The sequence below is a fragment of the Actinophytocola oryzae genome, assembly GCF_004364325.1.
GTDB classification, from domain to species: Bacteria; Actinomycetota; Actinomycetes; order Mycobacteriales; family Pseudonocardiaceae; genus Actinophytocola; species Actinophytocola oryzae.
In genome coordinates this window covers 420,987-432,585 of sequence record NZ_SOCP01000009.1, presented here as the reverse complement: position 1 = coordinate 432,585, position 11,599 = coordinate 420,987, and the positions used below count along the sequence as shown (strand labels likewise).

At 70.5% G+C, this 11,599-nt stretch carries 17 protein-coding genes; 8 read left to right on the top strand and 9 right to left on the bottom strand.

Annotated elements, in window-relative coordinates; genetic code table 11:
- The first annotated feature begins 135 nt into the window (after nt 1–135).
- Complete coding sequence (gene trxA / locus CLV71_RS25380) at nt 136–492, top strand: thioredoxin (protein WP_166664250.1); 357 nt, start codon at nt 136–138, stop codon at nt 490–492.
- The gene (locus CLV71_RS25375) at nt 489–683 is read left to right on the top strand and encodes a zf-HC2 domain-containing protein (RefSeq protein WP_133905318.1); all 195 of its coding nucleotides are present in this window, start codon (nt 489–491) and stop codon (nt 681–683) included. Before trxA ends, CLV71_RS25375 begins: the two co-directional genes overlap by 4 nt.
- A gap of 27 nt (nt 684–710) precedes the next feature.
- On the opposite strand, the gene CLV71_RS25370 is transcribed toward CLV71_RS25375, so the two are convergent.
- The 3 genes from CLV71_RS25370 to CLV71_RS25360 all read right to left on the bottom strand — a co-directional run bounded on the left by CLV71_RS25370 (nt 711) and on the right by CLV71_RS25360 (nt 3,338).
- Nucleotides 711–1,391, bottom strand: coding sequence for a polysaccharide deacetylase family protein (locus CLV71_RS25370; protein WP_133905317.1), 681 nt, complete (start codon nt 1,389–1,391; stop codon nt 711–713).
- Nucleotides 1,392–1,416: 25 nt separating this feature from the next.
- Entirely contained in the window at nt 1,417–2,109 is a 693-nt protein-coding gene (locus CLV71_RS25365; RefSeq protein WP_133905316.1) for a glycoside hydrolase family 11 protein, read from the bottom strand.
- A gap of 266 nt (nt 2,110–2,375) precedes the next feature.
- The gene (locus CLV71_RS25360) at nt 2,376–3,338 is read right to left on the bottom strand and encodes a helix-turn-helix transcriptional regulator (protein ID WP_133905315.1); all 963 of its coding nucleotides are present in this window, start codon (nt 3,336–3,338) and stop codon (nt 2,376–2,378) included.
- Nucleotides 3,339–3,437: 99 nt separating this feature from the next.
- Here CLV71_RS25360 and CLV71_RS25355 point away from each other — a divergent pair, with 99 nt between their 5' ends.
- On the top strand, nt 3,438–3,986 hold the full coding sequence (locus CLV71_RS25355) for a DinB family protein (RefSeq protein WP_133905314.1): 549 nt from the start codon (nt 3,438–3,440) through the stop codon (nt 3,984–3,986).
- Nucleotides 3,987–4,036: 50 nt separating this feature from the next.
- Entirely contained in the window at nt 4,037–4,606 is a 570-nt protein-coding gene (locus tag CLV71_RS25350; protein ID WP_133905313.1) for a dienelactone hydrolase family protein, read from the top strand.
- Here the strand turns inward: CLV71_RS25350 and CLV71_RS49460 are convergent.
- Nucleotides 4,601–4,759 (bottom strand): isochorismatase family protein, encoded by a 159-nt coding sequence (locus CLV71_RS49460; protein ID WP_243866697.1) that lies wholly within the window; start codon nt 4,757–4,759, stop codon nt 4,601–4,603. The two genes, CLV71_RS25350 and CLV71_RS49460, sit on opposite strands and share 6 nt — an antisense overlap.
- A gap of 122 nt (nt 4,760–4,881) precedes the next feature.
- Here CLV71_RS49460 and CLV71_RS49455 point away from each other — a divergent pair, with 122 nt between their 5' ends.
- Nucleotides 4,882–5,019, top strand: coding sequence for a hypothetical protein (locus CLV71_RS49455; RefSeq protein ID WP_243866696.1), 138 nt, complete (start codon nt 4,882–4,884; stop codon nt 5,017–5,019).
- A 22-nt stretch (nt 5,020–5,041) separates the two neighbouring features.
- Here CLV71_RS49455 and CLV71_RS25340 read toward each other — a convergent pair whose 3' ends face one another.
- Genes CLV71_RS25340 through CLV71_RS25325 form a run of 4 tightly spaced genes read right to left on the bottom strand, consistent with a single transcriptional unit; the run spans nt 5,042 to nt 8,102 of the window.
- Nucleotides 5,042–6,094: an ABC transporter ATP-binding protein gene (locus CLV71_RS25340; protein WP_133905312.1), complete on the bottom strand. Its 1,053-nt coding sequence runs from the start codon at nt 6,092–6,094 to the stop codon at nt 5,042–5,044.
- A complete protein-coding gene (gene modB, locus CLV71_RS25335) occupies nt 6,091–6,900 on the bottom strand; it encodes a molybdate ABC transporter permease subunit (RefSeq protein ID WP_133905311.1) in 810 nt (269 codons plus the stop codon). Before modB ends, CLV71_RS25340 begins: the two co-directional genes overlap by 4 nt.
- A complete protein-coding gene (gene modA / locus CLV71_RS25330; RefSeq protein ID WP_133905310.1) occupies nt 6,897–7,706 on the bottom strand; it encodes a molybdate ABC transporter substrate-binding protein in 810 nt (269 codons plus the stop codon). Before modA ends, modB begins: the two co-directional genes overlap by 4 nt.
- Nucleotides 7,707–8,102 carry a TOBE domain-containing protein gene (locus CLV71_RS25325; RefSeq protein ID WP_133905309.1) on the bottom strand — a complete coding sequence of 132 codons (396 nt, stop codon included), beginning with the start codon at nt 8,100–8,102 and terminating at the stop codon, nt 7,707–7,709.
- Nucleotides 8,103–8,373: 271 nt separating this feature from the next.
- On the opposite strand from CLV71_RS25325, the gene CLV71_RS25320 reads away from it, so the two are divergent.
- The 3 genes from CLV71_RS25320 (at nt 8,374) to CLV71_RS25310 (ending at nt 11,082) form a co-directional block, all read left to right on the top strand.
- Nucleotides 8,374–9,534 carry an NAD-dependent formate dehydrogenase gene (locus CLV71_RS25320; RefSeq protein ID WP_133905308.1) on the top strand — a complete coding sequence of 387 codons (1,161 nt, stop codon included), beginning with the start codon at nt 8,374–8,376 and terminating at the stop codon, nt 9,532–9,534.
- A gap of 204 nt (nt 9,535–9,738) precedes the next feature.
- Nucleotides 9,739–9,924: an aldehyde dehydrogenase family protein gene (locus tag CLV71_RS25315; protein WP_279588754.1), complete on the top strand. Its 186-nt coding sequence runs from the start codon at nt 9,739–9,741 to the stop codon at nt 9,922–9,924.
- 81 nt (nt 9,925–10,005) lie between these two features.
- A complete protein-coding gene (locus tag CLV71_RS25310) occupies nt 10,006–11,082 on the top strand; it encodes a MucR family transcriptional regulator (protein WP_133905307.1) in 1,077 nt (358 codons plus the stop codon).
- Here the strand turns inward: CLV71_RS25310 and CLV71_RS25305 are convergent.
- On the bottom strand, nt 11,079–11,591 hold the full coding sequence (locus CLV71_RS25305; RefSeq protein WP_133905306.1) for a PadR family transcriptional regulator: 513 nt from the start codon (nt 11,589–11,591) through the stop codon (nt 11,079–11,081). The genes CLV71_RS25310 and CLV71_RS25305 overlap by 4 nt on opposite strands.
- Nucleotides 11,592–11,599 lie beyond the last annotated feature (8 nt).

The window sequence follows — 11,599 nt, the reverse complement described above, 5'->3', positions numbered from 1 at the left end:
GTCGCCCGGGGCCTGCGGTCGTCGGGAATTCGGTGTCCGGTGCGGGTCGGATTGGCGGGAAAACAAGCCGTTACCCGTCCGTTATCCCCGCGCCCTGGACCAATCCGCAGTGGGCACGGCCACGAACCATGGTGGATGACCGGCATTCACCTCTGGCTGAGCGGAGAGAACGTGACCATCAAGGACGTCACCACCGAGACCTTCACCGTCGAGGTGCTCCAGGCCGACAGGCCCGTACTCGTCGACTTCTGGGCGCCCTGGTGCGGTCCGTGCAAGGCGCTCGCCCCGCTCCTAGCCCAGATCGCGGAGGAGCACGCCGGCACGATCTCCGTCGTGAAGGTCGACATCGACGACAACCCGGAGATCGCCGCCGACCACCACGTCATGTCCATTCCGACCATGACGCTGTTCGTCGACGGAAGGGCGGCCACCACCATCAACGGCGCCAAGTCCAGGAAGGCCATCCTCGGCAGCCTCGCGAACTGGCTGTGAGAGCACACCGGCGCCTGCGGGAAAGCCTTGGCGTGTACGTACTCGGCCGCCTCGACGGCGACGAGCTGCTGACCGTCCAGGCCCACGTGGCACGGTGCCGTCGATGCCGGGAGGAGGTGGCCGAGCTGGCCGTCGTGGTCGAGCTGCTCGAGAGAACCCGTCCGACAGCACGGATGGCGCGGCGGTCGTGAGACCGTCGCGCCATCCGGGTCGAACGATCAGCCGGGTGCCACGGCACGGCCGGTCGACGGGGAGATCATGCCCGCGCACAGGTTGCGGCTCGCGAGCCCCTGCGCGATCCTCGGGATCGCGGCGAGGGTGTTGGCCGGCCACTCGTGCATGAGGATGATCTGACCGTTGGTGAGCCGGTTGTTGGCCGCCACGATCGCGTCGACGCTCGCGTTGTTCCAGTCGCCGGAGTCGACGTCCCAGATGATCTGTCGCAGCCCGTACTTGGCCGCGACCTGCGCCACCGTCCCGTTGGTCTCGCCGTAGGGCGGGCGGAACAGCCTCGGCGTGCCGCCGCCGGCGTTGGCGATCGCCTGCTGGGTGCGGGAGATCTCCGAGTCGACCTGCGCCGAGGACATCTGGGTCAGGTGCGGGTGGGTGTAGCTGTGGTTGCCCACCCACATGCCCGCACTGACCTGGGCCCTGACCTGGCTCGGCGCGGCGGCCGCGAACTGGCCCTCGTTGAACATCGTCGCCCGCAGACCGTTCTGCCGCAACGCGTTCAGGATCGCCGGGGTCTTGTCGTTGGACGGCCCGTCGTCGAAGGTGAGCCCGACGTACCCGTTGCAGGCGGCGACGTGGACCGGGGCCGCGGCGGCGGTCGGTGCGATCGTGCACACCAGGGCCGCGGCCATTCCGACGACTACTGTGGACAGACGGGTGATACGCATGCGCGTGTGTTCCTTTCCCACGCCGTCAGCTCACCGAGATGTTCGAGTTGCCGCTGCTCTGGTATCCCTCGGTCGCCATGATCATGTAGTAGTTGAAGCTGCCGAGGTTCATCCCGACCCGTGACCACGCGTCGAAGTGGTTCCCCGACGTGATGGTGCCGCCGGTCTTCTTCGACTGGCGCACACTCCAGTACTGCGGGAACGTCTTCGTGCCCTCGACGGACGGGGCGTTGTACCGCATCGTCTGGTAGATGTCGTACGTGCCGCCGTCGGTGGTCACCGTGCCCTTGTACGTGCCGGTCGGGCGGTAGTTGCCCCAGTTGTCGACGATGTAGTACTCGACGAGCGGGTTCGACGTCCAGCCGTAGAGCGTGAGATAGGCGTTGCCGGAGGGGTTGAAGCTGCCGGAGTACCGCACGGTCCGCCGCGAGCCGTTGCTCCATCCCTTGCCACCGACGAAGTTCCCGACGTTGCTCCACGACATGCTGTAGTTCCCGCCGGAGCCCATCGTCATGCAGGCCGAGCCGCCGCCGTCGGTCCAGAACGAGTAGTAGTAGCCGTTGTTGGTGCCGGTCTGGCTCGAACACGTGGCGGCGATACCGACATCCGCGCTCGCGGTCGTCGGCGCCAGCACGGCCGCGACCAGTGCGGCGCAGACGCCGCCGACGAGCAGCCTGATCCGGCCGCGTCTCCTCGTGCTAACAGGGACGTTGTTCATTCGCGTCCTTCCTCCTCGTTGAGGTAAGGCGATGACCCCTCGACAGCTATCGCGTCACAAACACACGACAAACAACCCGGAAGCGTTGGAAATACCCTCGGCACCGACGGTATCGACGCCATTCCGGAGAGTCAATTATTTTCGGCGAAGTTTCGGAATCCGGCGACGGCGATACTTTCGAAATAGCCTTCTTCCGAAGATCGCCGGGCGATTGCGGTGACGCCGATAATTTCGGTCACCGTGGGATATGTTCCGGAGAAATCGATTCAGGTCGTCGCCCTGACGAAGCGGGCACCCCACTCGCGGAGGTCGTCGACCAGCTCCGGCGGGCCGACGACGCGGAACTCGGCGCCCGTCACGCCGAGCGCGAGTATCGGCCACGACAGGGTGTCGACGGTCATGCGGACGCGGGAGTGCGTCTCGTCGATCGCCTCGACCGTGCTCCACTGCCCGACGCGCTCACGCACCACGGTGGCGGGCGCGTCGACCACGGCCTCCACCTCGTACGGTCGCGGTGCGTTGACCACCTGGGTGCGGACGAACTCGGCGGCGTCGGCGGCGGGCAGGTCGCGGGACCGGAACCGCGCGCCGGTCGGGTGCGGTGCGGTGAGCCGGTCGATGCGGAAGCTGCGCCAGTCGTGCCGGACGAGGTCGTAGGCGACGAGGTACCAGCGGCGCCCGACGCTCACCAGCCGGTGCGGCTCGACGTGCCGGTCGGTGCGGTTGCGGTCGGCCGCGGTGTAGGCGAAGCGCAGGCGCTCGGTGTCGCGGCAGGCGAGGGCGACGGTGGTGAGCACGTCCGCGTCCACGCGCGACCGGTCCCCGCCGCCACCCCACTCGACGGGCACGGTCATCGCCCGCAACGCCTCGGCGCGGCGGCGCAGGCGGGCGGGCATCACCTGTGTGACCTTCGCGAGGGCCCGTACCGAGGACTCGGCGAGCCCCGCGACCGCGCTCTGCGCCGCGTTCTGCAGCCCGATCGTGAGCGCGACGGCCTCCTCGTCGTCGATCAGCAGCGGCGGCAGCGCAGCACCCGCGGCGAGCTGGTACCCGCCGTCGACGCCCCGGTTGGCCTCGACGGGGTAGCCCAGCTCGCGGAGGCGGTCGACGTCGCGGCGCAGGGTGCGGACCGACACGCCGAGCCGCTCGGCCAGCTCGGTACCCGGCCAGTAGCGGTGGGTCTGCAGCAGGGACAGCAGCCGCAGGGTCCGTGAGCTGGTGTTCGCCATGGCTCCGATTCTGCCCGACATTGAGGTCAGGAAGTGGCCGCAATGATGTCTAGCGTTGCCCCCGAACCCGATGACCAGCGACAACAGGGAGAGCAGACGATGACGACGACCGAGCAGTCCAGCACGGCGGCCGCGACCGACGACCCGGAGCGCGCCGACCTGCTGGCGATGCTGGGCAAGGGCCGCCACTTCCTCCGCTTCACCGTCCGCGAGCTGACCGACGACCAGGCCCGCCAGCGGACGACGGCGAGCGAGCTGACGCTCGGCGGCCTGGTCAAGCACGTGGCCGCGGTGGAGGCGACCTGGGCGGACTTCGTCGTCAACGGCCCCGCCGAGCGCGGCGACCCGTCGACCATGACCGAGGAGGACTTCGCCGACTGGAACAACGGCTTCCGCCTGCTGCCGGAGGAGACGCTGGACGGGGTGCTGGCGGACTACGCCGAGGTGGCGAAGCGAACCGACGAGCTGGTCGCGAGCTTCCCCGACCTCGACGCGAGCCACCCGCTGCCGCCCGCGCCGTGGTTCGAGCCGGGCGCTCGCTGGACCGCCCGCCGCGTGTTCATGCACATCATCGCGGAGACGGCCCAGCACTCCGGCCACGCCGACATCATCCGGGAGTCCCTGGACGGCCAGAAATCCATGGGCTGAGCCACTAGCCTCGTGGGTCGTTCGCGGGTACACGCCACGGGAGGTCCGACATGGCCGAGGTCGTCCTGTTCCACCACGCTCTGGGTCTCACCGAGGGCGTGGTGGCCTTCGCCGACGACCTCAGGGCGGCGGGCCACACCGTGCACACGCCCGACCTCCTCGACGGCCGCACGTTCGGGTCGATCGAGGAGGGGGTCGCCCACGTCCGGGAGATCGGTTTCGGCACGGTCGTGCGGCGTGGCGCCGAGGCGGTGGCCGACCTGTCGGAGGAGCTGGTCTACGCGGGCTTCTCCCTGGGCGTGCTACCCGCGCAGATGCTCGCCCAGACGCGTGCGGGCGCACGCGGCGCACTCCTGTACTACTCGTGCGTCCCCGTCGCCGAGTTCTCCCCCGTCTGGCCGGCCGGTGTCCCGGTGCAGGTCCACGGCAAGTCCGAGGACCCGGTCTTCGCGGGCGAGGGAGACCTCGACGCGGCGAGGGCGCTCGTCGCGTCCACCAAGGACGCCGAGCTGTTCCTCTACCCCGGCGAGCAGCACTACTTCGCGGACCGCACGCTGCCCACCTACGACGAGGACGCCGCGAAGCTCCTCATGGAACGCACGCTGACGTTCCTGTCATGAGGACAGCTGCGCGCGGAATTCCGCGGCGGTCATGGGCTGGGAGAACATCGGGTAGTCGTACCTGAGCGCGTTCTCGTGCTCCTCGACCGAGGTCCCCGCGACACAGTCGGACAGCGTGATGACCTGGTAGCCGTTCTCGTAGCCGGTGCGCATGGTGGCCTCCACGCAGCAGTTCGCGAGGAAGCCGCCGAGCCCCACTCCCCCGTGACGAACGCGTTCCCGTCCACGACTCCCTTGAGGATGCCGTACGGGTGCGCGCTGATCCCGTTGTGCCCTTGGCGAACGTGATGGGCGCGTGCATGACCGTGGCACCCGCCGCCCGCGCGCTCACCTCGGACGGCTGCGGCCCGCAGTACCTCCAGCATCGGCTCGGTCACCCGCGCGAAACCACGCACGCCACACTCGTCGACTAGTCACACTGAGACTAGCAAGGTGTCAGGCCGGGTAGGTGGTGATCTCCGTTGCCTTGACCGTCGCGTGCAGGGAGGCGCCCGGTGCGAGGTGCAGTTCGGCGACGCTCGCGGGTGTCACGTCGGCGAGCACGGGCGGGGTGCCGTCGAGGCGGACGCGGACGGTGTGCGCGTGCTGCTCGACCTGGCCGACGGTGACCGGCCAGCTGTTGCGCGGACTGCCGGCGGGCGGCCGAGGGTGGAGGCTGACCGCGGTCGGGGGGAACGCCACGTGGACGGGCCCGGTCGCCGGCTCCGCGACGGTGAACCGCCCGCCGGGGTCGAGCACCACCGCGGTGCCCTCGGCGGTGCCCCGGTACAGGTTGAGGCCGACGAGCCTGGCCACGTACTCGGTGCGCGGCCTGCGCGCGACCTCGGCGGGCGCCCCCTGCTGGACCACGGTGCCGTCCTCGATGATCACGAGGTGGTCGGCGAGCACCATCGCGTCGAGCGGGTCGTGGGTGACGAACAGCGTGTGGCCCGGATACGCCGACAGGTGCCGGTCCAGCTCGGAGCGGATGTGCACGCGGGTGCTCGCGTCCAGCGCGGCGAGCGGTTCGTCGAGCAGCAGCAGCCCGGGATCGGTCGCCAGGGCACGCGCGAGCGCCACGCGCTGGGCCTGCCCCCCGGACAACGCACGCGGCCTCGCGTTGCGGTACCCGTCGAGGCCGACCCGCTCCAGCCACTCCGCTGCCCGCCTGCGGGCCGCGGCCTTGGGGGTGCCGCGCGCACGGAGTCCGAAGGCGACGTTCTCCAGCGCGGTCAGGTGGTCGAACAGCAGGTAGTCCTGGAACACCACGCCGATCGGCCGCCGTTCGGTCGGGACGAACACCCCGGGCGGCTGGTCCCAGACCTGGTCGTCCAGGCGCACGTACCCCTCGGTGAGGGTCAGCAGCCCGGCGAGCGCACGCAGGGCGGTGGTCTTGCCCGCGCCGTTGGGGCCGAGCAGGGCGACGACCTGACCCGGCTGGATCGCGAGGTCCAGCTCGAGGCGGAAGCCCTCGCCCCGGGTGATGACCAGTTCGGCGTCGAGGGTCATGAGGGCGTGCTGATCCAGCGGTCGCGCAGGCTCACGAGGACGGTCACCGACAGGACGAGCAGGACGACGGACAGGACGATCGCCGCGCCGGGGTCGGTCTCCAGCGCCAGGTAGACGGCCAGCGGCATCGTGGTGGTCCTGCCCGGGAAGTTGCCCGCGAAGGTGATCGTGGCGCCGAACTCGCCGAGCGCGCGGGCCCAGCACAGGACCGTGCCCGCCACGACCCCCGGCGCGACGGCCGGGAGCGTCACCCGGCGGAAGGTCAGCCAGCGGGACGCCCCCAGTGTGGCCGCGGCCTCCTCGTAGCGGGGGTCGGCGGCCCGCAGCGCGCCCTCGACCGAGATGACCAGGAACGGCATGGCCACGAACGCCTCGGCGAGCACGACACCGGCGGTCGTGAACGGCAGCGAGACGCCGAACCACTCGTCGAGGTACTGGCCGACGATCCCGCGTCTGCCCAGCACCAGCAGCAACGCGACGCCGCCGACCACGGGCGGCAGCACCAGCGGCACGGTGACGAGTGCGCGGAGCACACCGCGGCCGGGCAGGCCGCTGCGCGCGAGCAGCCACGCCAGCGGCACGCCGAGCACGAGGCAGATGACGGTGGCCAGACTGGCGCAGACCAGCGACAGGCTCAGCGCCTGCCCGACCGACTCGCTGAACAGCTGGTCGGCGAGCGTGGTCCACGGCGCGCGGACCAGCAGGCCGACCAGTGGGAAGACGAGGAACAGCAGACCGACCAGCGCGGGCAGCGCGAGGACGACCGGCAGCCGTCCCCGTCGCCTGCCCGGGACACGGCTGCTCACGGCGTGTTGAAACCGGCCTTGGTGAGCACCGCGATGCCCTTGTCGGAGAGCACGTAGTCGACGAACGCCTTGGCACCGTCGGGGTTAGGCGCCTTCGCGCACGCCGCCATCGGGTACTCGTTGACCGCCTTGTCCGACTCGGGGAACTCGATGCCCTCGACCTTGTCACCCGCGGCCTGCACGTCGGTCTTGTAGACGAGTGCCGCGTCGACCTCGCCGAGGGACACCTTGGTCAGCACGGCCTTGACGTCCTGCTCGAGGGTGTCGGGCGCGGCCGTGATGCCCGCGGTGTCGAAGACCTTCTTGGCCGCGGCGCCACACGGCACCTGCTCGGCGCACAGCGCGATCTTCAGGTCCTGCTTGGCGAAGTCGGACAGGCCGGTGATCTTGGCCGGGTTGCCCGCCGGGACGGCGATCTCCAGCGTGTTCGTCACGAACGTGACCGGCTTGTCGGTGATCGCGCCGGTGGCGGTCACGTCGGTCATGTTCTTGGGCGCGGCCGAGGCGAACACGTCGGCCGGGGCACCCTGGTTGATCTGGGTCGCCAGCGCCGAACTGCCCGCGAAGTTGAACGTGACCTTCACCCCGGAGTGCTCGGCCTCGAAGTCCTTGCCGATCCGGGTGAACGACTCGGTCAGCGACGCGGCGGCGAACACGGTGACGTCACCGGTGATCTCCGGCGCGGCCGACGTGGTGTCGGCCGAGCCGGTGTCTTCCGTCGAGGCACCGGGGTCGCTCGAACCGCAGCCGGCCAGCGCCAGGGCCGCGGCCGCCATCACGGCGACAACACATAGCGAGCGGGTCATTCACGCCTCCATCTCGACGACGACATGTGTTGACTTGATCGAGGCGACAGCGACGCTGCCGACCTCGAGGCCGAGCTCCTCGGCGGCCTCCGCGCTCATCAGGGAGACGATCCGGAACGGGCCCGCCTGCATCTCGACCTGCGCCATCACCGTGTCCTTGACGACCTTGGTGACGATCCCCTTCATCCGGTTGCGTGCCGAGGCCGCCACCGTGACACCGCGCTCCGGCGAGTCGGCGAGCCGCTGCGCGAAGGCGGCGAGCTCGCCCCCGTCGACCGCCATGCGGTTGTTCTCCCCGGCCACCACCGGCAGGCGTCCCTGGTCCACCCAGCGGCGGACCGTGTCGTCGCTGACGCCCAGCAGGTCGGCCGCCTCACTGATCCGCAGCTTCGGCATGCGGGCGAGTCTAGCCCCGCAAACGCGGACATCAACAACGCGGCACGGCTCCCGTGCGGAATCGTGACCATGCACACCGGACATCCCGTCCGACCGTTCCCGAACCGGACTGGTCGCACTGGAACTAGCCGCCCTGTGGATACCGCTTTCCACCACCGATCGATATCGCTTATGAGCCGTTCGAAAGAATGAGCGACGAAAGCCTTGCATGATTACTCCCACCCGAGAAACGTGACTACAGCAACGATGCGACGAAATACGGAGGCGTGTGATGGCGAAGGTTCTCTGCGTGCTCTACCCCGACCCGGTGAACGGCTATCCGAAGGAATACGCACGCTCGAGCGTGCCGAGGATCAGCGGCTACGCGGACGGGCAGACCGCACCCACTCCGTCCGGTGTGGACTTCACGCCCGGCGAGCTGCTCGGCAGCGTCTCCGGCGAACTGGGGTTGCGGAAGTACCTGGAGGGCCTCGGTCACGAACTGGTGGTGACCTCGGACAAGGAGGGCCAGGACTCGGAGTTCGACCGCCACCTCCCGGACGCCGAGATCGTCATTTCCCAGCCATTCTGGCCCGCTTACCTGACGGCCGAGAGAATCGCGAAGGCACCGAACCTGAAATTGGCGGTAACCGCCGGAATCGGGTCGGACCACGTCGATCTGGACGCGGCGATCAAGCACGGCGTGACCGTTGCGGAGGTGACCTTCAGCAACAGCGTCAGCGTCGCCGAGCACGTCGTGATGATGATCCTCTCGCTGGTGCGCAACTACCTGCCGTCCCACCAGTGGGTGCTCGACGGCGGCTGGAACATCGCCGACTGCGTGTCCCGCTCCTACGACCTGGAGGGCATGGACGTCGGCACGGTCGCCGCGGGCCGCATCGGCACCGCCGTGCTGCGCAGGCTCGCCCCGTTCGGCGTGCGGCTGCACTACACCGACCGCCACCGCCTACCCGCCGAGGTCGAGGAGGAGCTGAACCTCACCTTCCACGAGTCGGCGCAGGCCATGGTGCCGAACTGCGACGTGGTCACCGTCAACGCACCACTGCACCCGCAGACCCAGGGCCTGTTCGACGACAGGCTGCTCTCGACCATGCGGCACGGCACGTACCTGATCAACACCGCGCGTGGCCTCATCTGCGACCGGGACGCGATCGTGCGCGCGCTGGAGAGCGGGCAGCTCGCCGGGTACGCGGGTGACGTCTGGTACCCGCAGCCCGCGCCCGCCGACCACCGGTGGCGGACCATGCCCCACCACGGCATGACCCCGCACATCTCCGGCTCGTCGCTGTCCGCGCAGGCGCGCTACGCCGCAGGCACCCGCGAGATCCTGGAGAGCCACTTCACCGGCACCCCGGTGCGCCCCGAGTACCTGATCGTGGACGGCGGCGCCCTCGCCGGCGCGGGTGCCCACTCGTACAGCACCAAGTCCTGACCCGACCCGATGCCGCATCCGCACTCGCGGACCCGGGAGCGGTCGACGAGCGCGGATGCGGGTTGAACCGGCGGGAAACATCCGCAGTTACCGTATTTCAACCCTCAGGTGGTTTCGGACGTGCACCGGCGGTTCTACAGTGCGTGATGTGGACCCGGTGCAGATCCCCAGCCAGCGGGTCCCGGTGCGTGCCGACCAGGCGACATCGGCAAGGCCTACCGCACCGCCAAGAAGCTCCGCGCGGGCACCGTCTGGGTGAACACCTGGAACGTGTTCGACGCGGCGCTCCCGTTCGGCGGCTACAAGGAGTCGGGCTGGGGCCGCGAGATGGGCCAGGCCGTGTTCGACAACTACATGGAGACCAAGACCGTCATCACCGACCTGACCTGAGCCGCCCGGCCGGGTGGCCGGCGCTTCCCCCTGGCGCCGATCACCGGCTAGTCTCATTGAGACTAGTCAGGGGAGGTGGCCATGACGGCTCCCGATCTCGAACCCGCGCCGGTCGCACTGCCTCGGCGGCGGTCACGCACGGTCCGCGCCGTGGCCGCCGTCCTGCCGGACGGCACCCCGAGCTACGGCCCGATCGGACGGGTCGTGCGGGACGGCGACCGGGTGCTGTGCCACCTGTGCGGCCGGTGGTTCCGCTCGGTCGTCGCGCACCTGCGGTCCCACGGCTGGCACCACCTCGCCTACCGCGAGGCGTTCGGCCTGCTGCGCAGCGAGCCGCTCGAGGGGTCGAACACCAGGAGCCTGCGCGCGAAGGCGATGACGGAGCGCCGCGTGCACGACCCGGCCGTACGCGCGGGCTGCGAGCTGGGCAGGGAGCTGGTCCGCTCCGGCGCGCTGACCAGGGCCGCCGCCAGGGCAGCCGCGGGGCGGCGACAGCCGGAGCAGCGCCGGAGGAAGACACTGGCGGCGCTGGCCGCGATCAGCCCGCAGGCACGGGCCGAGGGCAGCCGCCGCCGCGCCGACTCGCAGCTGCGGGAGACGGCGAGGGCCGCGGCCGAGAGCCTGGGGTTCGCCGACATCGGCGCGCTGGTGGTCGCGCGCACCGAGGCGGGCGCGAGCCTTGCCGCGATCAGCCGTGAGGCGGGCCTGCACAAGGACTGGCTGTGCCGGCACCTGTCGACCGTCGCCCCGGAGACGGCCGCGGACCTCGCCGCGACCTCGTTGGCACGGCGTCACGAGCAGTGGGACTCCCGCTGGCTGCCGCTGGTGCGTGAGCTGGGCTTTCCGGACGTGGCGGCGTACCTGAGGGACCGGCACGTCGTCGGCAACCACACCGTGCGGGCCATCGCGACCGAGACCGGGTTCTCCCGGGCAGCCGTCGAGTCGGCACTGCGCCGCCACGGCGTGGCCCGGCACCCGCACGCGACCACCCGCGCCCGGCGGGACGAACGCGCACAGGCCGTCACCGCCCGGTTCGGGTTCGCCTGTCTGGAGGACTACTTCGCCGACCGACGCGCGGCGGGCATGAGCTGGCGGGCCATCGCCGCGGAGTGCGGCCAACCGCCGACGTGGGTCCGCCGACGGGCCGGGCTCACCTAGACCCGCTCGCCGAGCTGGTCGAGGAAGCCCAGTGCGGCGACGACGTTGCCGTGCCGCCACGACAACAGGACCGCCTCGAAGCCGACCGCTCGCTCCCGCTCCTCCGCCACGGCGGCCAGCACGGGTTCCAGCGCCCTGCGCTGCGCCGCCACGAGTGCCCCGACGGGCAGCTCCCGCCGGGTGAGGAGCGCGAGCTTCATCAGCAGATGGGACCGCAGCTCCCGGACGTGGGGCACGGGCCGGGCCAGCCACTCGTCGACCGCGGTCCGGCCGGCTTCGGTGATCGCGTAGACCGTCCGGGGCGGGCCGCCGCCCGACTCGATCTCCTTCGGCACGACCAGGCCCGCGTCGGCCAGCCGGGACAGCGCCCGGTAGATGACGGGCCTCGGCATCTGCCACACCCGGCCCAGCTCACCGCCCCGCGCGGTCAGCGCGGCCACGGCGAACCCGTGCGCGGGTCGTTCCCGCACCACCGCCAGCACCGTCCACTCCGGCAACGCCCACTCCACCCGCCGAG

Coding starts and splice junctions, on each gene's coding strand:
- CLV71_RS25370 (WP_133905317.1), bottom strand. CDS start 1,391: ATGCGTATCACCCGTCTGTCCACAGTAGTCGTCGGAATGGCCGCGGCC.
- CLV71_RS25340 (WP_133905312.1), bottom strand. CDS start 6,094: ATGACCCTCGACGCCGAACTGGTCATCACCCGGGGCGAGGGCTTCCGC.
- CLV71_RS25350 (WP_133905313.1), top strand. CDS start 4,037: ATGGCCGAGGTCGTCCTGTTCCACCACGCTCTGGGTCTCACCGAGGGC.
- CLV71_RS25320 (WP_133905308.1), top strand. CDS start 8,374: ATGGCGAAGGTTCTCTGCGTGCTCTACCCCGACCCGGTGAACGGCTAT.
- CLV71_RS25310 (WP_133905307.1), top strand. CDS start 10,006: ATGACGGCTCCCGATCTCGAACCCGCGCCGGTCGCACTGCCTCGGCGG.
- modA (WP_133905310.1), bottom strand. CDS start 7,706: ATGACCCGCTCGCTATGTGTTGTCGCCGTGATGGCGGCCGCGGCCCTG.
- CLV71_RS25355 (WP_133905314.1), top strand. CDS start 3,438: ATGACGACGACCGAGCAGTCCAGCACGGCGGCCGCGACCGACGACCCG.
- trxA (WP_166664250.1), top strand. CDS start 136: ATGACCGGCATTCACCTCTGGCTGAGCGGAGAGAACGTGACCATCAAG.
- CLV71_RS25325 (WP_133905309.1), bottom strand. CDS start 8,102: ATGCCGAAGCTGCGGATCAGTGAGGCGGCCGACCTGCTGGGCGTCAGC.
- CLV71_RS25365 (WP_133905316.1), bottom strand. CDS start 2,109: ATGAACAACGTCCCTGTTAGCACGAGGAGACGCGGCCGGATCAGGCTG.
- CLV71_RS49460 (WP_243866697.1), bottom strand. CDS start 4,759: ATGCGCACCGGCTACGAGAACGGCTACCAGGTCATCACGCTGTCCGAC.
- CLV71_RS25360 (WP_133905315.1), bottom strand. CDS start 3,338: ATGGCGAACACCAGCTCACGGACCCTGCGGCTGCTGTCCCTGCTGCAG.